Below are 22,666 nucleotides of genomic sequence, written 5' to 3'. Positions count from 1 at the left end.
AACTAACTAACTAACTAACCAACTAACTTGTAGACACTCAATAAGCCTGCACTCCAAATTTTAGTAATAACCTTGGTAATACCTCATCCAAGTTTTGTATATCCGATTGATTTAATTGAATTAATTTAAGTTCATATTTTTGGTAAACGGCTAACTTCTTTGTTTTATGGGCCAAATACTTGGGGTCGTTGCTGTCATTCCAATATTCGATATACAACTTGGCGGTGGGGATATAAAAATCGCAATAAACGTTTTCTTCGATGGGTAATTGGCGCTTGTAGGCGTGGACTATTTCAGCCATGTATAACCAATTATCAATTATCACCTCCGATTTGGTATCCACAAAGTGCCCGTCGGTGGCTCTGTATTTAGGTTCAATATTCTTATTGGCTACATTTGAGGTGTTGTCTTTTGGGGTATACAGGCTGGACGAGCCCGTAATATCTTTTATTGAACTGAGTAATGCCTCGGATTGAGTGATTGTTTCTGGCCATTTTACGTAGGGCACACCAGTGCGGCTATCCTCACTTTGGACCGCTCCTTGTTTAAGTCCTTGCTCAGTCACCACCCAGCCTTTCAAACTTTTACTAACCCATCCTAGCTCAGAAAAGAGATAATTTAGTTTGATGGCAGAGATAGCAAAGTCGTGACTTATCGTGGTAGAGCTAACGAGCTTAATCGGGATGTCAGGACTTTGGTGACAAGGCAATTGACTTACATTGAAATCATTAGGCCATTCAATGTAATTTCCCAATCTCACTGTGGATTTAATTCGTCCTCCAGCCAACTTCCCTTTTGCTGTTAATGTCCATTTGTCTGCGTTTCGCTCAATGTAATTGACTTCTTTTAACTTAGCGAAAAGTACTTTGGCTTCTAATCCAAGGCGCTTAGCTGTGGCCGTAGTAGAAAAATATTTGATGATTAAGCCCCCAAAATAGTAGGAAAAATAGTGTATATGAATTTACTAAAAAGAGGCGAAAAAAAACCGGCGGAAGCCGGTTTTCTATATATACACTCTTGAGCGCAGTTTGCTCAAAGTATGGGCAGATAAATTATACCCTAAACTGTTGAACTGAGTTTTGTAACTCTTCAGCCAGTTTAGCAACTTCGTGACTTGATTCAGACGTTTGGTTTGCGCCCACCGTTGTTTCTTCAGCAATATTCACTATGTTCTCAAGTTTTTCGCTTATTTCTTGCGACACAATGTTCTGTTCACGTGCTGATTGTTCAATTTGGCTGCTCACGTCATGGGCTTTATGCACAGCATCAGTAATCAATTCAAGTGCAATCGTTGCGTTTTCAGCCTGGGTAACGCAGACAGTAGTTTGTTCTTTACCTTGATTCATTACGGCTACGGCTTTTTCTGCCCCTGCTTGCAGCACTTCAATCATTGAGTTGATTTCTTGAGTTGACTGTTGTGTGCGACTTGCCAATGTCCTGACTTCATCGGCTACTACCGCGAAACCTCGACCATGTTCTCCGGCTCGAGCTGCTTCAATTGCTGCGTTTAGTGCTAGTAGGTTAGTCTGATCAGCAACACCTCGTATGACTTCTAATATGCCACCAATGCTAGCACTGTCTTGATGTAGCTTGTTAATGACCATAGCGGCTTCGTCTACATCTTTGGCTAAGATTAGGATGGTATTTTTGTTTTCGTCAGATATCGCCTTGACTTTTTCTGCTTCAGTATCAGCATGTTTAATTTGGTTAAGTGTATCTTCGGCACTTTTAGTCACTAGTTGTGAAGTGCTGTGCATCTCGGTTGTTGCAGCTGCAACTTGAGCGACCTGTGACTTTTGATTTTGGATTGATTGAGTGGTTTGTGCAGTAACTGTGGATGTTTGCTCTGCTGCCGCTGCCAATTGAGCTGCTCGTGAACTGATCCCTGATATCAGAGTTTTCAAACTATCGATTAAATTATTGCAGTTCTTGGCTAATTCACCAAATTCGTCTTGAGCGGAATCATCTAGTTTACGAGTTAAATCCCCCGTAGAGACAACATGCAGCATTTCATTTACTTTATGTAGCGGTTTAATAATGGCGAGTACCGTTCTATAGGCAATCCCAGCCGCTATTAGTACAGAGATTAAGCCAATTACGATTGTAACCGTTTTACCTGTAGTAACAGAATTAGCTACGTCTTCTTTAGCAAATTTGGCTTTAGAGTCGGCTAATTTCAACAGGTCATCTAGCTTTTGAATGGCGCTGCTAATATTTTCTTCTGATGCGGTATAAGCAGTTATGGCACGCTGACGACTATTTAAGCGTTTGATTTGAGATTGAATTAGCCCGTTCGGTGATGAAATCGAATCCGTGACTTCTTCAATTAATTCATATAATTCACTTAAGGTGCCACTGTTGTCTCTATCCCCAGCCGTTGTTTGAATTTGACTAGCCTTGTCCTTAATTTGGTCAACAACTAAATTAACTTCATTTCCGATCGTGTCGGCTCTGACCAAGGTTTGAGTTTTAACGTACTCTGCACCTACGGTTAGAAGCGAGGTAAGGCTAGACTCAAGGCCATTGGCAATTTCTGCCGCATTACTTAATTGACGATTATTCTGCACCTCGTCCAAATCCGCGAAGTCCACAATTAAAGTTGAACCATCATCGGCGTTATCTTCAATATTGCCTAGTACGTCTAATACGTTATTGCCGTGTTCTAAATCGGCTTTTTTGTTGTCAAAAATAGCGTTTATATTTTCAATGTATAAACGATAGATATTTTCTGTTTCGATTAAAGATTCTCGTAAATCTTTTTCTTCGCTTACCACACTGGTAAGGATCCGCAATTCATTGTCGAAATTGGCTTGGCTATCTTCAAAGGCGGTTTTTTTGGCTGCCAAAGTGTTTAGAGTTGTTTCATTATAGGCTTCAGTAGCGAGACGGCCCATATTTAGAAATGATACTTTTAATTGGCTACTACCACTTACTGTTGGCAAGGCTAAGGTATTAACCTCTTCAGTGGCACTATCTATGCTTGATAAACTGGATACCGCTACGACTCCCAATACAACCAATAGGAGTGTAATTATCGTAAATCCGCCGACGACTCGAGTAGCTACTGTTATTTTCATTGAATTGCCCTAAATCAAGTTGGCAGTGTCCATACTGGCTTTATGTGTTTGTAAAATGGTTGCTTGATGCAATCTATTCTTATTCAGATACGACTATACCCGACTGAGTAATAATTTATAGTGTTAGTACTCTCTTTCATAGACTTTCGTCTAATATCAAGTATCGACTGAATTGAGTTAATCTTGATATTGTACCGAAAATAATTCTTCACTTGATAGCTTTAACATAGTCATGTTTTGGCCCCACACGTAACCTGTATCCAAACCCAAAAACTCTTTTCGGCGAGTATTACCATTTAAGGCTGCCCAATGTCCAAAGACTACTTTTTGGCCAACTTTCAGCTTTTTATTGGTGACGTTAAACCAAGGGGTAAACTCGGCAGGGGAAGACTCTGGCGACATTTTGCAATTTAAATCCAGCTCGTCGTCATTTTTTATAAAGCGCATTCGTGTCATAGCGTTAACTATAAATCGAAAGCGTTCCGCTCCTTGTAACGATTTTTGCCACACCGACGGTTGATTACCGTACATGTCGGCTAAAAAGGTTTTCCAATTTTTACTTTGTAACTGCTCACTCACTTCATTGCTAAGGCTAAGTGCCTTTTTTACAGACCATTTAGGGTAGAGTCCTGCATGGCTAACCAAAGTGGTTGAGTCTGCCAACAACGCTAATGGTTTACGTCTTAACCAATCAATATGGCTTTTTAATTTTGGACTGGCAAGCAATGTATCTAAGTTATCATTGGGCTTAGCTTTACGAATTCCGGCATAAATCGCCAATAAATGTAAATCATGGTTGCCTAAAACTGTATCAAAGCTGTCTTCAAGTGAATAAAGGTAATTTAAAGTTTCAAGTGGATGTGACCCACGACCCACCAAATCCCCTACTGCAATCAAACGGTCGTTTACTGGAGAAAATTCGACTTGTTTTAGCAGTCCATTCAGGCCTTCATAACAACCTTGAATATCGCCAACAATATAAGTGGCCATAATAATTTAGTTGACTGCGTTAGGGACTGCTAAGCTAAACACATTGACCGCAGCTTGGAAACGATCACCATCTTCTCGTTGCATTTCATAGTAACCTTGCATTGTGCCAACTGGAGTATCCAATACTGCGCCACTGGTATATTGGAACGAATTACCTATTGCAATGTGAGGTTGTTTTCCGATCACTCCTTCACCTTGCACTTCGGTTTTTTCGCCATTGCCATCGGTTATAAGCCAATAACGGTTGATAAGTTGAACCGGCTGTAAGCCATTGTTACAAATCGTGATTTTGTATGCAAAAACATATTTATCTTTGTCGGGTATTTGATTTTCTAGATACTGAGTTTCAACAGTAATATCAATTTCATTCACTTGTTTCATTTTTTTGTGGCACTGCCATACACTTTGCGTAGCTATGCTAAAGAGTCTACCGCATTCGCAATTTTTGCATACTGCTCAAGCGATAAATTTTCAGCACGTAATTCTGGATTAATATCCAGGTCCATAAGTTGTTGCTCGCTAAGACTCTCTTTTAAGCTATTGCGAATCGTTTTGCGCCTTTGGTTAAAGGCTTGGGCGCAAACTTTATGTAAGGTCTCTTCATTTTGCAAAGAGACGGGTTTGTTTTGATGGGGTATCAGTCTAACCACTGCCGAGTCTACTTTAGGTGGAGGATTAAACGCTCCGGGAGGAACCTGGATTACCGGGACTACCTGGCAATGGTATTGCGCCATAACTGAGAGACGACCGTAATTTTTATTACCTGGAATGGCAGCTAAACGATTAACTACCTCCTTTTGAAGCATAAAGTGCATGTCTTGCACTTTATTGGCAAAAGAGAACAGGTGAAACATCAAAGGCGTGGAAATATTATAAGGAAGGTTTCCGAAAATTCGCAACGGTTTGTCATCTGTTATTAATTGAGAAAAATCGAATTTCAATGCATCCGCTTCAATTATGGTCAACTTGTTTGCAATAAAAGGATGGGTTTTTAATCTGGCGGCCAAATCTCTATCGAGTTCAATAACGGTAAGCGCATCGATTAGTTCACAAACTGGCTCGGTTAGTGCGCCTAGGCCAGGCCCAATTTCTACCATGTGTTGGTCTTTTTGAGGGCCTATTGCCGTGACTATTTGGTCTATCACATAGTTATCATGCAAAAAGTTTTGACCAAATCGTTTTCTGGCCGTGTGTCCTAAATGTTGTTTGCTCATTCTGTTTGCGCTGCTATTGATAAGGCTTCTTCGATGGCTAAATTAAAACTGCCTGCATCTGCTTGACCTGTTCCAGCCAAATCTAAGGCCGTTCCATGATCGACAGATGTACGGATAAAGGGTAGCCCTAAGGTAATGTTAACTGATGCCCCAAAACCTTTGTATTTAAGGACGGGCAGACCTTGATCATGATACATCGCTAACACAGCGTCAGCTTCTTCTAGGTATTTAGGATTGAAGATTGTATCGGCCGGAAGAGGTCCGGTGATGTTTAATCCTTCAGCACGCAACGCATCTAAAGCCGGCGTGATGACCAAAATTTCCTCTTTACCTAGGTGCCCATTTTCACCGGCATGGGGATTTAAACCACAAACAAATATATGGGGGTTATTAATTCCAAATTTTAACGATAGATCGGTATTAACTATATGCAGAACTTTATGTAATCGTTCAAAGGTAATCGCTTTAGATACGTAGGCTAGGGGAATGTGAGTAGTGGCTAACACGACCCGTAATCCTTCGGTAGCCAACATCATAACTACGTCGTTAGTATTAGACTCGTGTGCAAAAAACTCGGTATGGCCACTAAAAGAAATCCCAGCGTCATTAATAATACCTTTATGAACAGGGCCAGTTACTACCGCATCAAATTCACCGTCTAGGTTTTTCTTACAGGCTTGGCGTAGCGTTTCCACTACGTAATGGCCGTTTTCGCTATTTAACTCACCGCTTTGCACTGTGACTTGGGTTTTAATATCAACTAAAAAAAGTTGTCCTGCAGGTAGAGTATGCTCAGCCGTCGCATCATAGGGTACTAACGTTATGTCTAAGTTAAGTTCCTGAGCGCGTTGTCTGAGCATTTCGCCATCAGCAAAAGCTACCAATTGTGCAGGCCATTGTTTCTGAGCAATGCCCAATAGTAAATCTGGTCCAACTCCTGCTGGTTCGCCAGGAGTAATAGCTAATTTTAGTGGTTTCAATTATTCGCCTTGTTGCGGTAAAACTTCAATATAGGCACTGGCACGTATTTCACGTAACCAAATATCAGATTCTTCAGCAAATTTACGTTGAAAAAGTAACTGATAGGCTTTGTCTTGTTTACGTTGTTCGGTGATATCACCTACGCGTTTGCCGAGCAATTGCATTATATGCCAACCATACTGGGTTTTAACTGGTTGGCTGATTTCATCAACCTCTAAATTTTCCAACGCATTGCGAAAATCAACTACATACTTACTCGGCTCCGACCAGCCTAATTCTCCACCTTTTAATGCAGAGCCGGGATCGGCTGAGTGTTCTTTCGCAAGTTCTGCAAAGTCCGCTTCACCTGCTAACACTTGCTCGCGAAATTCTGAAAGCATTTTTTTGGCTTTTTCATCGCTTAATATAATGGAAGGAGTAATGAGTATATGTCGAGCGTTAATTTCTTCGACTTCAACTTTTTCAATGCCTCGCAGATCCTTGATCTTGAGAATATGAAAACCTGCGCCACTTCTAATGGGACCTATAAGGTCATCTTTAGACTTATCCTGTATAGCTTCAGCAAATAACGTAGGCATAGAGTTAATATTCATCCACCCTAAATCACCACCTTCTAAAGCGCGGGCTCCACCTGAAGAAGCTGTGGCAATTTTGGAAAAGTCGGAGCCTTTGTTAAGTAGTTCCAGAACTTTGTCAGCTCGAACTTTAGATTGTTCTATATCAGCGTCAGTTGGCTCTACCGGAAACTCAATTAGAATGTGGCCCAAGTTGTATTCAGCTTGTTGGTCACCCTGTTCATCTATCAATTTGACTAAGTTATCGATTTCTTGCTGAGTAATGTAAACACGGCGGCGTACATTTGCACGGCGCACTTCGCCTAGAATAAGTTCTTTACGTACCTCTTCTCGGTATGTGTCGTAAGTCACACCTTCTTGTGCAATTTTTTCACGAAACTGAGCAATACTCATTTTTTCGCCGTTTGCGATATTGGCGATGGTTTGCTCAAGCTGCGGGTCACTGATTTGGATACCCATACGTTCCGCCATCTGCATTTGCAAGTTATCTAAAATGAGCTTTTCAATTGCTTGAGTACGTAATACTCGGTCTGCCGGTAAGGTTTGGTTATTTTCAGCGGCATTACGTTTTACCACGGTAACTAATTCTGCGATTTGACTCTCTAACACAACACCTTGATCAACGATCACCGATACGCTGTCTAAAAGTTCGGGTGCGGCTTCTGTTCTAATTGATAAGAAAGAGCTAATTAAAAGGGCGACTACAAATAATTTCATGGTTATCTTTACTTTTTTAGTTAAAGGCGTTGTTTGATGACGCGCATTGGGTATGTCAAAAGGTTAGCTACAATTAGTTAGTTTAAACCCTAATTAGTTCAATAGGTAAGGGCGTCTATATCCAAACAAACCCTCTCGCAATAAATTTCGAGTGGTGAAGTATACATTAAAGCCCGATTCAAATTCATTGGTACTTTGTGCTCCATTGTCGTCAAAACGATTACTCAAGTTACGCTGTGCTACAAAACTTACGGTCCAACAACATGATTCATATTGCAGTCCAGCATAACTTTCTACTGTACGGCTGAGTTTTATATCATGATACCAGCGCCCAACCCATTGCCAATTTTTTGCCAGAGGCCAACTAGCGGTAATGCCCACTTGGTTTATTTCTTCAGAGGATAAGTCTCTCACGTAGCGATGGTTTATTTGCATTATTTTATTTTCGGCGAGTTGATACTCCAAGGACAAACTACTGCGTTCCACTTTATCAGTAATAGTTGAGACCTGCGCTTGGGTATGCACATACCATTTACTGCCTATTTGCCAATCTAATTCTGCCGCTAATGCAGATTTATCGTCTTCTTTGGATGCATCATCCACTTGGTTATCTCTCAAGTAGAAAATTTGTCCCAAGCTAAGTTTAAAGCGCTCTTGGTTATTATTATCAACAAACCTTGATGTTAAACCCACCGTAATTTGGTTGTTGTCACTAATACGGTCAAGCCCTGTAAATTCTTGTCCTCTAAATAAGCCTGCCGAGTCTTTAAATAGTCGGGTGGTATCATACAGGCCTATATTATTTTGATTTTCGAAGCTGGTATACAAATATTGCACTTTAGGCTCAAAGGTTTGGGTTGCCTCAGCTCCAAACCAACTTGCGGGCCTTTCGAACGCCAATGAACCAAATACTTTGACTTGTCCTAATGTTCGAGAAATATTTTTATCGAGAGCGGTGTTCTCAATGTTTTCTTGGATATAACGAGTATGCATAACCGTTGCCTCAGCCAGGAACTCACTCCATTGGTTTTTATAGGGGTAGCGCACAGTGGGGGCAATATGGAAACGTGTTGCAGTTGGGTAATCAACGTCGCGATTCTCAAAGTAGGCTAACTCGGAGTTAATTTGAAACTCGGCTCCTAATCCTACGGGAGTTAAATAGTTGAGTCTGATTTCCGGCAAAGCTCGGTAGCTGTCAGCGTGGTCTCCCAACACTTCGAAGTCTCTAAATTGCGCAGTCACATCTAAGCTTTGAGAAAAATAACTTATTCCCAGAGTTTTATACAAGTGAGTATCAGCCCGATTGTAATAATCAGAGCCTAAATCGACGATATAGTTATCGTCGCTTAAACCATTAATATCAGCAGTGACACGCCAGTTTTTGCCTATTTGACCACTGTGAACAAAACGATAGAAATATCGTTCTGTGTCGTCACTTAGTTCCAGATCATCTAACAAATATTCGATATTTGCCTGTCCGGCATGTTTTTCAGTTAAATATCTAAATTCAGTTTTTAACTGTACGCCGCGCTCTGACATTAACCTTGGACTAAACGTCAGGTCATAGTTGGGCGCTATATTCCAATAAATTGGCTGTTCTAGACTAATTCCGGTAGAACTATTGCTGGCAATATTGGGATACAAAATACCAGATTGTCGTTCGTCGTTAATTGGGAAAGAAAAATACGGTAAATACAATACAGGCACATCTTTGATATAAAATCGAGCGTGTTTGATAATTCCTCTCGATTGATTAGGCGCGATTTCAATATTACTTGCTTGAATTCTCCATACTTCATCGTCTACTGGACAGGTGGTAAAACTAGACTCAATAAGATTAATGCCGTTTTCTTTTCCAAGGGCTATTTTTTGTGCCTTACCATGGCCTTGTACGTTGTTTAGCTGATACAAGGAATCTTCAATGAGTAACTCATTTGAAATCCTGTTTAACTGCACATTTTCACTGGATACAGTTATGTTACTGTCTTGAAAACTCACATTGCCTGTTGCTTTTAATGTTTGAGTTTGACGATTGAGTAACGCCTCATCAGCTTTGATTTTTACTTGAGAGCTGTCTATTTCTACTTTGCCTTTAAATTGCGCAAAGGTATCCTGGTTGATTTCACTATCTTCAGACTTGACTCGAATTTGCCCATCAAGTAACGAATTTTCGAGGTTAGGTCCGGGTAATGGTGTAAAACAGACTTCTTGAGCGTCAGCTAGCCCAATCGACATCAAGAGCAGACTGAAAAACCATAATTGTTTGTTTTGTATACTAGACAAGAACAAAGTGACCTAAAGTTGTATTTAAAACAGCGAGTAAACTCGTAATTTTAAAGGTTTCAATGGGATTTACCAGTAAACTTGCAAAAAAAGCGATATTTCGCCATTCTTGACCCTCACATTAGTAGACAACCGTAGCCAATTTTGTGCAACGATAAGAGAAACCATTGAAAACAGCGCTATCTTTCAAGCAACTTCGAAAACAGCAATTACACACTTGGATTAACCATAACACAGACTTTGAGTGTGAAACGTTAGACATAGTGTCTGGTGATGCCGGTTTTCGTCGATATTATCGATTTTTTTACGGTGATAGGTCAATTATTGCAGTAGATGCGCCACCTAAGAGCGAAGATACCAGCCAATATATTGCTGTTGGGCAAAGTTATCGGGAACAAGGCCTCAAGGTACCAGAGATATACGCCTATGATCTTAAGTTGGGGTTTTACTTACAGCAGGATTTCGGCAATAAACTGTTTAGTGAAATGTTATCAGAGGACTCCTGTGACGAGCTTTATCCTAAAGCACTAGCCAATATTCCCGTAATCCAGCATTGTTTATCCACGGCAAAAGGGCCATTACCATTTCATGATGGCGCATTTGTAGATAGAGAATTGGGGCTTTTTAACGATTGGTTATTGGAGCAATATCTGCAATTAACACTTACATCTGCTGAAGAAAAAATGTTGGCAAGGATTTTTGAACAAGTCAAAGAATCTTGTTTAATGCAACCTAAGGTAGGTATGCATCGAGATTACCATTCTCGAAACTTAATGTTGTTAGAAAATGATGAAATTGGAGTGATTGATTTCCAAGATGCAGTAGTGGGTCCGATTACTTACGATGCGGTTTCATTACTAAGAGACAGTTATCAAGATTGGCCAAAAGAAAAAGTACAACAATGGTTAAAAAGTTGGCATGAGCAATATTACGCTCAATATCCGTGGGACGAATTCAAAATGTGGTTCGATTGCGCAGGTATGCAAAGGCAAATTAAAATTGCGGGGATTTTTGCCCGTTTGTGTTTACGGGATAACAAGCCCAGTTTTTTGGCTGATATTCCCCACACCTTGAATTATTTAATTGACGTAGCCGGTCAATATCCCGCCTATGTGGAGTTTTCTGTTTTTGTTCGAGAAAGAGTATTACCAAAGGTGTTGCAAAACTTAAAGTTAAAGAAACATGAAGCGTAAAACGGCGATGATTTTAGCGGCGGGAAGAGGAGAGCGAATGCGCCCTCTCACTGATAAAGTGCCTAAACCACTATTGAAAGTGAAAGGTAAAGCGTTAATTGAATATCATCTTGAAGCGCTCAGTCGCGCGGGGTATCGCAGAGTCGTTATTAATCATGCTTGGTTAGGTGAACAGATAGAAACTGTTTTAGGCAAGGGGGAACGTTTTGGACTAGAAATACTCTATTCTGCCGAGACTCAAGCATTGGAGACCGCGGGTGGAATCAAGCAAGCCTTACCATTACTTTGTCCTGATGACGAAAATGAATTTTTTACAGTGGTTAATGGCGACATTTTTACTGATTTCGACTTTACTACCTTGCCTTCGCAACTAGTGGACAAAGTGGAGGCTCACTTGGTGATGGTCGATAATCCTAGTCACAATCCACAAGGCGACTTTTGTTTTTCTGGCGGCAAGTTACACCCAAATCATGGTCGAAAACTAACTTGTAGTGGAATAGCAGTTTATTCAAAACATTTTTTTGAAGACTGCACCTCAGGGGTAAATCGTTTAGCTCCTATGTGGCGTGAAGCCGCAGATAAAGAGACGATAATGGCGCAGTATTTTAGTGGGCAATGGACCGATGTAGGCACGCCCCAGCGTTTAGATGAATTAAATAAAACAGACAGTTAGCGGAATCAAATGATAGGCAAGATATTAGGTACCATATTCGGATTTATGTTTGGGCGTATCCCAGGCGCAGTGTTAGGTTTTTTTGTTGGGCACATGTTCGACAAAGGTTATAGCAAAAATTTTAATCAAAGTGGTGGTTTTAACCGCTTCTTTGCCAGTCAGGAAGATTTTAAAAGTCAGGCTGTTTTTTTCCATTGTTTGTTTTCAGTCATGGGACATGTTGCCAAAGCCGATGGCAAAGTGAGTGATATTGAAATAAAAATGGCCAGCGCCCTGATGGATCAGATGAACCTTGAAGGTGATATGCGTAAAGAGGCGCAACAAGCCTTTAGAGATGGCAAGGATCCTGACTTCGCATTGAAACAAACAGTGCGAGAATTTAAAGAGTCCTGTCATGGGCGCCGTGACATCATGCAGGTGTATCTAGAAATCTTAATTCAGGCCGCTTATGTTGATGGAAAATTAGATAAAGCTGAGCAAACTATTTTAGAGACAGTATCGCAATACTTAGGTTTTAGTCAGCATGATCTGCTCTACTTAATGTCGGCATTTGAAGCGGAAATGCGTTTTCGTCAAGGCGGGGCAGGGCAACGAGGAGGCGCAGGCCGCGCAAAAAGTTATTCCGCTCAACAGTCCCTAGATGACGCTTATAAAATTCTTGGTGCGAAAACATCCGACGACGATAAAAGCATCAAAAAAGCCTACCGTAAATTGATGAGTGAACATCACCCCGACAAATTAGTGTCTAAAGGATTACCTAAGCAAGCGCTTGAGATGGCTAAAAATAAAACTCAAGATATCCAGTCTGCATATGAATTGATTAAGGAAAAACGTGGGTTTAGATAATTAGTGTTGGTATTTACGTTTATTGAACTCATTGATTTATTTTTTCGTTTTGCGTCCGTAGGTAGTTTGCTCTTCATTAATTTCGTTTGGCTTGAGAAAAGTGCACCTTTACCTTTTTGGATTACGCGATCTTTATTAATTTGTTTGTCGGGTTATCTGCTACTGACTGCGCCAATTGATGATGCGATATATGGGTACTTTCGTGGACTCGTTTTATTCCTCACAGAGTTGTTACCATACTGTCTATGGTTATATGTATTTGTTTTGATAAAACCAAAAACACGTATTGAAGACATTCATTGGGTCATTAGGTTTTTGGTTATTTGTTTGTTTTTATGGTTGTTGTATTTTTTTGTGGTTACGCAAGGTCGGGGTAGCTTCCACCAAATTAATCATGTGTTAGGTATAGTGTTGTATTGCCATATTACCTTTATGGCTTTATACGATTTTCAAGATGACCTGCTGGAGAAACGTCGTAAAGTAAGAGTCGCAATGGCGGTTTTTTTTGGCGCATATAGTACTTTTTTAGCCGCATTAGAAATTCTTGATTATTCGCTTCGGGTTAACCCTTTATTCAGTGTGATTAACTCAGCAACTATTTTTATGTTAATTTTTCTCTTTTCAATTCTTATGGCAAAGACTAAAAGCAGTGCCGAACATTCAACTGCAAATTTGCCAAAATCCAATCCTATTTCAGGAAACAGCGAAGTGGTCCCAGTCATTTTTAAAGCAGACCTTGAAAAGATGAGAATGTTGATGGAACAGCGATTTTATACTCAATCTAATTTGACTATTGGTGTGTTAGCAGAGAACCTCCGTATGCCCGAACATCGTTTGAGATTGTTGATTAATAAGCATTTGAAATACCAAAATTTTTCGGAGTTTTTGAATAGTTATCGAATCCCAGCGGCTAAAGCAGCGCTTCGAGATTTAAAACAAGCAAAACGTCCCATTTTGACAATTGCCTTGGAGTTGGGATTTGGTTCGATAGGGCCATTCAATCGTGCTTTCAAGCGGACAACAGGGCTTACTCCGAGTGAATATCGTAAAAAATTTCAAAATCAGCCATAGTTTTTCGTAATCGGCTAGTATCCAAACTGCAGAACACCATATTGTCATCACCTTTACCTATATGGAAAGATGATAATGTTAAAAAAGATCTTGGTTGCGTTTGTTTGTGTGGCGTTCTTGTTGGGCTGGTTACTTTGGCCCATCTATCAATTTTATGCTCACAAAGGCGAAGTCCCATTTGTACCCTGGGGAGAGATTGTTATTCCAGATGATTCTCCCTATAGTCAAGAAGTTTACAACCCTAAATTTACCCAAGTAGCAGAACAATCATTGCAGCGACTTTATGAGCATCACAAGGCGATCAACGCCCCAGGTATTTCTGCAGCGGTTGGTATTAACGGTAAACTTGTGTGGGCGGGAGCTGCTGGCTGGGCTGATATTGAACTCGGTGTTCCTGTATCAAATACAACACAATTTAGAGTAGGTAGTACTTCAAAAGCTATTACAGTAACTGGGTTAGCAAGGATGTTAGACAAACGCCTTATTGACTTAGAAGCGCAAATATCACAATACCACCGAGCACTACCCAATAAGCAGTGGCAGCAAATAAAGGTCAAACATTTAGGTGCCCATATGTCTGGCTTGCCTCATTATAAGCAAGTTGGAGACAAAATAGGGTTGTTTAAAAGTATGGCCTTAAAAGACCATTATTCTGATGTAAACGATGCGCTAGAAATGTTTGATGAATCTCACTTATTATTTGATCCGGGTTCTCAATTTAGTTATTCCAGTTACGGCACTGTATTGCTTAGCGCAGTGATGCAAGAGGCTGCGGGTCAACCTTTTTTGGAGCTTATGCAACAACAAGTATTTACCCCTTTAGAATTAACCCATACTGGTGAAGAGTCTCGATTTGAAGGGCAAGGCACATTGTCTAAATTTTACTGGAATGATGGTGGCAAAAGTCAAAAGGTAAGAGTCTGGAGAGACGTGGACTTAACTCATCGGTTAGCGGGTGGTGGCTTTGTATCAACGTCGTCAGAATTGGTGAAATTAGGTAATGCGTATTTTGATGAACAGTTTATTAGCCAAAAAAGTAAAGACAAAATATGGGACCCTCAACGCCTACCGAATGGTGAGATTAATCGGCAAAATTACGCCATTGGATGGCGGGTTCATCAGTGGCAAGTAGAAGATACAACCGTAAATTTTATGCATCATGGAGGTGTATCCAGAGGTGCACAAAGTCTGTTGCTGCTCATACCTGATTATCAATTAAGCTTAGCAATAAATATTAATGGGAAAACTGACAACTTTACGAATTTTTCCAAAATATGGAAAGAAATGGCTATCTCATTTATCAAAGCATCTGAGTCAGAGCCATGAATATTCATTGATGTTTTATGCTTAGGCTTGTTAGTTTGTTAAATTAGCCGCGCACTATGCAATACCTACGGTCGGTTTTTAGTAATAATGGGTGGCACTAGGCTATGGCTGGCGTCTTAATTTTTATCAGACTCAGCGATTCTTCATTCACTTATTGGATGACAAAAATTGAAAACAAGTGATTAAGTTACTCTTCAGTTTTTGTTCATGCTTTTCAATCCACACTATCAGCAGGTTTGAAAAGGAAAGTGAAATGAAAAATTCAAGTTTATTAATTTTAAGCAGTTTATTATTGTCGAGTTCAGTTTTGGGCGCACAAAGCGACAGCTGGAGTGCCCAGTCTACTGAAAAGCAGTTCGATAAAACTAGTCAGATGATAGTAAAATCATCTGAAGGTGAGCATAAAAATGCTTCGGTATTGACACCCGATGCTCAATCAAAAATAGCCTCAAGCAATGCTAAAAAAACTCAGGCACAAGCCAGAATATTAACAGCGAGACCTGATGTTAAGGCAATATATCAAGAATTTTGGATATATGATGCTTGGGTCGAATTTTACAGTGATGATGATAGAGATGGGTATTTTAACCATTTTTCCGTTGAGTTTGATGCTGATACAGATTTTAACTCCGCAACTGTTTACGCCAGGTTATATTTAGGTAAGGATGAGGTGTTCAAGGAGTATCATGCCACTTCTAACTTCAATATCTATTCAGACAATGACTCAGATAGTTTTGTGGTTGAAAGTGAATTATTAAACGGTTTTGCTTCTGCTGATTATGAAGTGTTAATTGAGTTGTACGACGCTTACAGCGACGAATTAGTGGCGGTTTACGATGGTTATAATGATGCGGATTTGTATCTACTACCACTAGAAAGCAACGAATTCGAAACGGTTCAAGTTGTAGTGGTACGTGAACACGGTGGAAGTTTGAGTTTATTGGGATTGTTTCTTATACCCTTGATATGGGTGAGACGTCTTAAAAAGACAGCATAATAATCACTCGAAAATATTCAATCAAAAACTTGCTTTGAAAAAGGCTGGCTTTTAATGAAGTCAGCCTAATTGTCTTCTGGTTCGTTGGTATCGACCACTTCAGTGGTCACCTTTTGAACTAATTTCACCCTGCCGTGTTTAACTAGAGTGTCTCTGAGCACATATTCTATTTGGGCATTAACGCTGCGCAGATCATCGTCTGCCCAGCGCTGCATGGCGGCCAACACGTCAGCATTTATTCTCAGAGGAAACGCTTTTTTAGACATTATATTCCTTGTGCTTAATCTTAATATAGACTGCCGCTATTAATAATGGGTTGGGCGTTTTTGTCGCCGCACAACACCACTAACAAATTGCTTACCATCATGGCTTTACGCTCTTCGTCAAGTTCAACCACGTTTTGTGCTTTTAATCTGTCTAATGCCATTTCAACCATGCCTACTGCACCTTCCACAATTTTGCTTCGAGCGGCAATGATTGCGGTTGCTTGTTGTCTTTGCAGCATGGCGCTAGCAATTTCCGCTGAATAAGCTAAATGACTGATTTTAGATTCGTGAACTGTTAAACCCGCTTTACCTAAGCGTTCTTGAATTTCTTGCTTCAATATTTCAGAAATATGTTTAGGGTGGCTTCGCAAGGCTATATCGGCGCTATCATCATCTTGAGGATCGTAACAGTAACTACTGGCCATATTCCTAAGTGCGGATTCGGTCTGAATGGTGACGTAGCTTTCATAATCGTCCACTTCAAACATGGCTTCTGCCGAGTCTGTTACAGACCAGACCACAATTGTGGCGATTTCTATGGGATTACCTAAGTTATCGTTTACTTTTATTTTGGCCGATTCAAAGTTGCGGACTCGTAATGAAACAGTCTTACGTATAAAAAATGGGATAGTCCAGCGCAGACCGTTGCGTTTTTCTGTACCTACGTAACTGCCAAATAAAGTCATGACCTTAGCTTGGTTAGGTTGCACCATAAAGAAGCCTCCCCAACAAACAAGTACAACTATGGAGCAAAAGATACTCATTGGTAACAATATTTGTTTCGCTACCATTATGCCAAAGCTAACTTGAAGTAAGGGTAAAACCACAAAAAATGCTAAGTACCCGTTAATCGAAAAACCTTTTTTTTCAGTAATCATAAAAAACTCCCGGTTGATATCATTATGATATTATATTGAGATTACTTATGTTCTAAATAAAAAGCAAATTAATCTCTAAGATATTAATTAAACTTCAGTTTTTCTCGTAAAGTTGCCTATTAGCGGAATGTAAATTTTAAGGGTAACTTCTTATCCATTTGAAAGTATTGGTAATTTGTCAGGTTTTTTAACAGATTGTGCAAAAAGTTTTTTTTGCAATTTTGTAATTAATTGATTCCTATTATAAATAGTATTTGGGTACAGAAGTTGCTTAGCTTCTGACCAATAGGTCAAGTTTGCCTGTTGATGTAGCATGATCCCACTCACTGTCATACGGATGTCACAGAAGTAATAGAACATCGCTCGCACCAAAAATAATTATTAAAAGTCGGCTAACCGACCCTCATAAATTTTCAGGAGAAAACATGAAATTAAAATTTCCAGCCCTGCTGGCGCTAGTAGCAGCGTCTTCAGTGCAAGCCAGTGATATTGTGATCACCGGTGTGTACGATGGCCCTCTCTCCGGAGGCACACCTAAAGGAGTTGAGCTTTTTGTTAAAAATGATATTGCAGACTTAAGTGTATGTGGTATTGGTTCTGCTAATAATGGTGGTGGATCTGACGGTGAGGAATTCACATTTCCTGCAATTACCGCTACTGCAGGCAGCTACATATATATTGCTTCAGAAAGTTCACAGTTTACTGCGTTTTTTGGCTTTACTCCTAACTACACAGCTGGATTTGCCAGTATTAACGGTGATGATGCAATCGAGTTGTTTTGTGATGGCGCGGTCGTTGACGTATTTGGTGATATCAATACCGATGGGACTGGCACTGCTTGGGATTCTTTAGACGGATGGGCATATAGAAATGCTGATACCGGCCCTGATGGAAGTATATTTTCCATAGCAAATTGGAGTTTCAGTGGTGTTAATGGTCTTGAAGGCGGGACGACCAATGACACTGTGACAAGCCCTTTTCCTCTAAAAACTTATGCCGAAGAAATTGCAGGTGGAGATGATGGCGGCAGTGGCGGCGGAGAAGAGCCCACAGAGCCATGTTTTAATTGCCCGGAATTAGCAAAGATTGCCGACGCTAGCACTTTTGATGATGCTACTTATTATGCCAATGCTATTGTTGAAGTGGATGCTGGTTCTTCCGCGGAGATTATTAAAAATGCGATCAATAGTATCATTAGTAGCGATCATAGAGATTTATCTTACTCGGAAGTATGGACGGCTTTAACCCATACTGATGAAGACCCTGCAAATAGCGACAACGTTATTCTGTGGTACAAGGGCACATCTATTGCTAAAAACCTTAACGGTAGTGGTTCACAAAGTTCTGACCAAGATAATTGGAACCGCGAACATAGCTGGCCACAGAGTCATGGATTTGCAGATATGCAAGAGAGTGCAGAGGCTTATACCGATATCCATCATTTACGTCCTACCGATATTTCAGTTAACGCTTCACGGGGTAACTTGGATTTCGATAACAGCGACAATGAATTAACGGAGTCGTCCAACAATAAGATTGATTCAGATTCATTTGAACCTCGTGACGAAGTCAAAGGTGATGTGGCTCGAATGATGTTCTATATGGATACGCGTTATGAAGGCAGTGGCAGTGATGCAACGCCTGATTTGCAATTGGTCGATAGCCTAACGTCAACGGGAACCACTGAACTTGGTCGTTTATGTCGATTAATTGAATGGCATAATGCTGATCCTGTCAATGCAGCAGAACAGCTGCGAAACAACACGATCTACGAATATCAAGGTAACCGTAACCCCTTTATAGACCATCCAGAATGGGTTGATATCTTATATCAAACGGCAGCTTGTTCAGATTCAGGTGCTGAACCAGAGCCGGATCCAGAACCAACACCAGAAAACCTCAGCACTGATATAATTATTAGCGGTGTAATTGATGGTCCATTAAGCGGCGGTATACCAAAAGCTATTGAATTATATGTTGTAAATGACATTGATGATTTGAGCCAATGTGGTATTGGTTCTGCAAACAATGGCGGCGGGTCAGACGGTCAAGAATTTACATTTGATGCGGTTTCGGCTAGTGCTGGTGATTTTATCTACGTGGCATCTGAGATACCAGGTTTTAACGCTTTCTTTGGTTTTGATCCCGATTACACTTCTGGGGCGGCAGGTATTAATGGTGATGATGCAATTGAACTTTTCTGTGCAGATGAAGTAGTCGACACTTTTGGCGATATTAATGTCGATGGCAGCGGTGAAGCATGGGACTATCTCGATGGTTGGGCATATCGAATTGCTAATACAGGCCCAGACGGTACTACTTTCGTTTTGGATAACTGGACTTTCAGTGGCATTAATACATTGGATGGAGTCAGCGATAACGCTTCTGCGGACCCTGCTTTTCCTTTAGGCACTTTCTTTGTTGACGAAAAGCTTATTATCAGCGGCGTGGTAGACGCATCGTTACCTGGAGGTCTGCCTAAAGCAATCGAGTTTTATGCTGCGACAGATATCGAGGATTTGAGTGTGTTTGGCTTTGGTTCTGCCAACAATGGTGGGGGTTCTGATGGTCAAGAATACACTTTTTCTGGTTCAGCTAAAAAAGGCGACTATATATATATCGCCTCTGAAACACCAAACTTTGAAGTGTTTTTTGGTTTTGCACCTACTGATACCTCTGGTGCAGCGGGCATAAACGGTGATGACGCTATCGAGCTGTTTAGAGATGGTGTCGTAGTTGATGTATTTGGTGATATCAACACAGACGGTAGCGGTGAAGCTTGGGAATATCTAGATGGTTGGGCGTATCGTAAGTCTAATACTGGCCCTGATGGTTCAACTTTTGTTTTAGAAAATTGGACCTTCAGCGGCATTAACGTGTTGGATGGTCAAGCTACTCACGATTCATCAACAACGCCTTTTCCTTTGAGCTCATTTATTGGTAATGGCAGCGACGCAGGCGGTGACATACCTGGCGAATGTTGCGAAGAGGTTACTTTCATTCATCAAGTTCAAGGAGCCGGAGATACTTCACCTTTAACTGGTGAAACCGTTCTTGTTGAAGGAATTGTGAGCGCGTCGTTTACAGATATAGGTGGTTTCTTTGTTCAAGAAGAAGATGCCGATATGGATGCAGACCCTTCAACATCCGAAGGTATATTTGTCTCCTATTCTGGCGAATTGCCAGTTGTAGGCGCCCTTGTAAGTGTTAAAGGTGAGGTTTCAGAGTCATTTGCTCGCACCCAGTTAACCGCGACCGTAGCCCCTGAAATCATTAGTACTGATACTGCAGGAGCCACAGCCTTTACTTTGACTTTACCTTTTGCGGATTCTTCGCAAGCTGAATCATTAGAAGGGATGTTAGTGTCTGCGTCACAGGCTTTAGTTGTAACAGACAGTTATTACTTAGGACGATTTGGCGAAGTGACATTATCATCACAACGGTTATTTAATCCTACTAATGTATTTGCCCCTGGTTCTATTGAAGCGACTGAACTAGAAGTGGCAAACGCACTAGATCGTATCTTACTAGATGACGGTAGTAGCGAACAAAACCCTGAATTAGTTGTGTACCCAACGGGTGGATTGTCTGCTAATAACACTTTGCGTTTAGGCGATACTGTTGCGTCTCTAACAGGTATTTTAGATTATTCTTATAGTGAGTACCGTGTTATACCGACTCAAGATCCAACCTTTGTGGCAACTAACCCAAGAACGGCAGAACCCGATCTAAATTTAGGTAACTTAACAGTGGCGAGTCTTAACGTACTGAATTTCTTCAATACTTTGGACTTAGACGTGGATATCTGCGGACCAGCTGGTGATGCAGAATGTCGCGGTGCGGATAGTAGCTTTGAATATGAGCGTCAACTAGCGAAAACGGTTGCGGCCATAGTTGCTATGGACGCAGATATTGTTGGTTTAATGGAAATAGAAAACGATGGTTTTACAGAAGATAGCGCCATCGTTGAGTTGGTCAACAACGTTAACGCCATCATGGGTGAAGCTACTTATGCGATTGTTGAAACTGGTGGCACCATTGGTACTGATGCAATTACTGTGGCGCTAATTTACAAACCTAGCGTTGTTGTTCAAAGTGCCGCCCCGACGATTTTGGATAGCTCCAATTCTATCTCTGATAATGATGGTGTGTTGTTCCTAGATACTAAAAACCGTCCTTCACTAGTGCAGAAATTTGCATTGGTAGAAAACGGTGAAGAGTTGGTGGTGAGCGTTAACCATTTAAAATCTAAAGGTTCAAGCTGTGGAGCCGGTGATGACGATACCACAACAGGCCAAGGTAACTGTAACCTTACTCGTACTCGCGCGGCACAGGCCCTTACTGCTTTTATTACTGAGCAATTTGGTGATACACCAGCGCTAATTATTGGTGATCTTAATGCTTACGCTAAAGAAGACCCGATTACCGCTATTTTGGATGCTGGTTATACTGATCTCGCGAATGCATTCGTTGGAGACGAAGCCTATTCTTACTCTTTTGACGGGCTACTAGGTTACTTGGACCACGCACTGGCTAGCGATACCCTGCTACCTAAAGTGATTGATGCCGTCGAATGGCACATCAATGCAGATGAGCCAATAGTATTGGATTACAACGTTGAGTATAAGAAAGACAGTCATCTAGACAGTTACTTCTCTGATGATGCATACCGTATGTCTGACCATGACCCTGTTGTGATTAGTATTCTGCTAGAGAGTGAAGTCGAAGTTGTAGCCGGAGATGTAAACGGAGACGGTAACCTTGATATGAATGACTATTACGCCTTTATTGGTGCCTACGGCAGTTCTGAAGGTGATGCGGCATATAACGCTGCGGCCGACATGAACAGTAATGGCATTATCGATATGACTGATTTCCAACTTTGGTATCAAGTCTATTTAGCACAATAATTTAAATTAACCCATGCCTACTCAAGGTTTTGAGTAGGCCCACTATATGAGATAAAGAAATGAAATTAATGAATATAATTAAAACAACCTTTGTTGCACTCATGCTAACTGCGTCTGCAGCACATGCTAATATTGTTGTGACCTTCGACCCATCGACTACGGATATTTCTGTGGGTGACACTTTTACGGTTGATGTTTTAGCGACAACTGAAGATGCCTTTACTGACGCATTCCTAGCCTTTGACATTGGTTTTGGCTTTGACGAATCACTTTTAGGTTTAGATAGTAGCGTTCTGGGCAGTGCATTTGATGTGCCCTTTAGTACATTTTTTGATATTGCTGGTTTTGCAAATAGCTTCCCAGTACCTGTATCAGGTGTCGATATTTTATTAGCTACTTTAACGTTCACTGCGAGTTCAGCTGGTGACTTAGTGCTTGATTTAGATGGTGGTAGTTTTAGTTTAGGTGATTTTGTTGATTTTGAGAGCACAGCACTTAACATCACTGTTAGCGAAGTGTCTGCTCCTGCCACTTTAGGTTTGTTCGCAATAGCTTTAGTTGGTCTGATTAATTTACGCCGCAAGGCATAATTTAAGCTTTAAACATTAAAAAGGCGGTTGATATCACTATCAACCGCCTTTTTAATTTTTCTAGAAGCTAGAAGCTAGA

The 22,666-nt window shown here is 40.8% G+C and carries 18 protein-coding genes; 8 read left to right on the top strand and 10 right to left on the bottom strand.

The genetic code is table 11. The features are described from left to right. Positions 1–37: 37 nt before the first annotated feature. From KO534_RS13675 to KO534_RS13640, 8 genes are all read right to left on the bottom strand, one after another. Positions 38–760: a glycerol kinase gene (locus KO534_RS13675; protein ID WP_354667940.1), complete on the bottom strand. Its 723-nt coding sequence runs from the start codon at positions 758–760 to the stop codon at positions 38–40. A gap of 292 nt (positions 761–1,052) precedes the next feature. After that, positions 1,053–3,077, bottom strand: coding sequence for a methyl-accepting chemotaxis protein (locus KO534_RS13670; protein WP_215930225.1), 2,025 nt, complete (start codon positions 3,075–3,077; stop codon positions 1,053–1,055). Between the two features lie 177 nt (positions 3,078–3,254). Further along, entirely contained in the window at positions 3,255–4,067 is an 813-nt protein-coding gene (locus KO534_RS13665) for a symmetrical bis(5'-nucleosyl)-tetraphosphatase (RefSeq protein WP_215930224.1), read from the bottom strand. A gap of 6 nt (positions 4,068–4,073) precedes the next feature. After that, positions 4,074–4,448: a Co2+/Mg2+ efflux protein ApaG gene (apaG, locus tag KO534_RS13660; protein WP_215930223.1), complete on the bottom strand. Its 375-nt coding sequence runs from the start codon at positions 4,446–4,448 to the stop codon at positions 4,074–4,076. 32 nt (positions 4,449–4,480) lie between these two features. Next, positions 4,481–5,281 carry a 16S rRNA (adenine(1518)-N(6)/adenine(1519)-N(6))-dimethyltransferase RsmA gene (gene rsmA / locus KO534_RS13655; RefSeq protein WP_215930222.1) on the bottom strand — a complete coding sequence of 267 codons (801 nt, stop codon included), beginning with the start codon at positions 5,279–5,281 and terminating at the stop codon, positions 4,481–4,483. Then, positions 5,278–6,261 carry a 4-hydroxythreonine-4-phosphate dehydrogenase PdxA gene (gene pdxA / locus KO534_RS13650; RefSeq protein ID WP_215930221.1) on the bottom strand — a complete coding sequence of 328 codons (984 nt, stop codon included), beginning with the start codon at positions 6,259–6,261 and terminating at the stop codon, positions 5,278–5,280. The genes rsmA and pdxA overlap by 4 nt, the downstream gene beginning before the upstream one ends. Then, the gene (gene surA / locus KO534_RS13645) at positions 6,262–7,554 is read right to left on the bottom strand and encodes a peptidylprolyl isomerase SurA (RefSeq protein ID WP_215930220.1); all 1,293 of its coding nucleotides are present in this window, start codon (positions 7,552–7,554) and stop codon (positions 6,262–6,264) included. Between the two features lie 93 nt (positions 7,555–7,647). Next, positions 7,648–9,837, bottom strand: a complete 2,190-nt coding sequence (locus tag KO534_RS13640; protein ID WP_252732153.1) for an LPS-assembly protein LptD — start codon at positions 9,835–9,837, stop codon at positions 7,648–7,650. A 167-nt stretch (positions 9,838–10,004) separates the two neighbouring features. Between KO534_RS13640 and KO534_RS13635 the strand changes: the two genes are divergently transcribed. The 6 genes from KO534_RS13635 to KO534_RS13610 all read left to right on the top strand — a co-directional run bounded on the left by KO534_RS13635 (position 10,005) and on the right by KO534_RS13610 (position 15,943). Beyond that, a complete protein-coding gene (locus KO534_RS13635; RefSeq protein WP_215930219.1) occupies positions 10,005–11,030 on the top strand; it encodes an aminoglycoside phosphotransferase family protein in 1,026 nt (341 codons plus the stop codon). Next, complete coding sequence (murU, locus tag KO534_RS13630; protein WP_252732152.1) at positions 11,020–11,703, top strand: N-acetylmuramate alpha-1-phosphate uridylyltransferase MurU; 684 nt, start codon at positions 11,020–11,022, stop codon at positions 11,701–11,703. Before KO534_RS13635 ends, murU begins: the two co-directional genes overlap by 11 nt. 9 nt (positions 11,704–11,712) lie before the next feature. Continuing rightward, a complete protein-coding gene (gene djlA, locus KO534_RS13625) occupies positions 11,713–12,549 on the top strand; it encodes a co-chaperone DjlA (protein WP_215930218.1) in 837 nt (278 codons plus the stop codon). Between the two features lie 411 nt (positions 12,550–12,960). Then, positions 12,961–13,620, top strand: coding sequence for a helix-turn-helix domain-containing protein (locus KO534_RS13620; RefSeq protein ID WP_215930217.1), 660 nt, complete (start codon positions 12,961–12,963; stop codon positions 13,618–13,620). 75 nt (positions 13,621–13,695) lie between these two features. After that, positions 13,696–14,946, top strand: coding sequence for a serine hydrolase domain-containing protein (locus tag KO534_RS13615; protein WP_215930216.1), 1,251 nt, complete (start codon positions 13,696–13,698; stop codon positions 14,944–14,946). A 253-nt stretch (positions 14,947–15,199) separates the two neighbouring features. Next, positions 15,200–15,943 carry a choice-of-anchor H family protein gene (locus tag KO534_RS13610; protein WP_215930215.1) on the top strand — a complete coding sequence of 248 codons (744 nt, stop codon included), beginning with the start codon at positions 15,200–15,202 and terminating at the stop codon, positions 15,941–15,943. A gap of 65 nt (positions 15,944–16,008) precedes the next feature. On the opposite strand, the gene KO534_RS13605 is transcribed toward KO534_RS13610, so the two are convergent. Together KO534_RS13605 and KO534_RS13600 are read right to left on the bottom strand one after the other, a co-directional pair. Further along, positions 16,009–16,212 carry a hypothetical protein gene (locus tag KO534_RS13605; RefSeq protein WP_215931168.1) on the bottom strand — a complete coding sequence of 68 codons (204 nt, stop codon included), beginning with the start codon at positions 16,210–16,212 and terminating at the stop codon, positions 16,009–16,011. Between the two features lie 17 nt (positions 16,213–16,229). After that, the gene (locus KO534_RS13600) at positions 16,230–17,087 is read right to left on the bottom strand and encodes an SPFH domain-containing protein (RefSeq protein WP_252732150.1); all 858 of its coding nucleotides are present in this window, start codon (positions 17,085–17,087) and stop codon (positions 16,230–16,232) included. Positions 17,088–17,512: 425 nt separating this feature from the next. On the opposite strand from KO534_RS13600, the gene KO534_RS13595 reads away from it, so the two are divergent. Both KO534_RS13595 and KO534_RS13590 read left to right on the top strand, forming a co-directional pair. Then, on the top strand, positions 17,513–21,997 hold the full coding sequence (locus KO534_RS13595) for an ExeM/NucH family extracellular endonuclease (RefSeq protein ID WP_215930214.1): 4,485 nt from the start codon (positions 17,513–17,515) through the stop codon (positions 21,995–21,997). A 68-nt stretch (positions 21,998–22,065) separates the two neighbouring features. Continuing rightward, positions 22,066–22,587, top strand: a complete 522-nt coding sequence (locus KO534_RS13590; protein ID WP_215930213.1) for a PEP-CTERM sorting domain-containing protein — start codon at positions 22,066–22,068, stop codon at positions 22,585–22,587. The last annotated feature ends 79 nt before the right edge of the window (positions 22,588–22,666 follow it).

Source organism: Paraglaciecola arctica, assembly GCF_018861065.1.
Classification (GTDB): domain Bacteria; phylum Pseudomonadota; class Gammaproteobacteria; order Enterobacterales; family Alteromonadaceae; genus Paraglaciecola; species Paraglaciecola arctica_B.
The sequence above is the reverse complement of the archived record's forward strand: the minus strand, read 5'-3'. Positions and strand labels throughout refer to the sequence as shown.

Coding starts and splice junctions, on each gene's coding strand:
- rsmA (WP_215930222.1), bottom strand. CDS start 5,281: ATGAGCAAACAACATTTAGGACACACGGCCAGAAAACGATTTGGTCAA.
- murU (WP_252732152.1), top strand. CDS start 11,020: ATGAAGCGTAAAACGGCGATGATTTTAGCGGCGGGAAGAGGAGAGCGA.
- apaG (WP_215930223.1), bottom strand. CDS start 4,448: ATGAAACAAGTGAATGAAATTGATATTACTGTTGAAACTCAGTATCTA.
- KO534_RS13610 (WP_215930215.1), top strand. CDS start 15,200: ATGAAAAATTCAAGTTTATTAATTTTAAGCAGTTTATTATTGTCGAGT.
- KO534_RS13590 (WP_215930213.1), top strand. CDS start 22,066: ATGAATATAATTAAAACAACCTTTGTTGCACTCATGCTAACTGCGTCT.
- KO534_RS13600 (WP_252732150.1), bottom strand. CDS start 17,087: ATGATTACTGAAAAAAAAGGTTTTTCGATTAACGGGTACTTAGCATTT.
- KO534_RS13615 (WP_215930216.1), top strand. CDS start 13,696: ATGTTAAAAAAGATCTTGGTTGCGTTTGTTTGTGTGGCGTTCTTGTTG.
- djlA (WP_215930218.1), top strand. CDS start 11,713: ATGATAGGCAAGATATTAGGTACCATATTCGGATTTATGTTTGGGCGT.
- KO534_RS13595 (WP_215930214.1), top strand. CDS start 17,513: ATGAAATTAAAATTTCCAGCCCTGCTGGCGCTAGTAGCAGCGTCTTCA.
- KO534_RS13670 (WP_215930225.1), bottom strand. CDS start 3,077: ATGAAAATAACAGTAGCTACTCGAGTCGTCGGCGGATTTACGATAATT.
- KO534_RS13665 (WP_215930224.1), bottom strand. CDS start 4,067: ATGGCCACTTATATTGTTGGCGATATTCAAGGTTGTTATGAAGGCCTG.
- surA (WP_215930220.1), bottom strand. CDS start 7,554: ATGAAATTATTTGTAGTCGCCCTTTTAATTAGCTCTTTCTTATCAATT.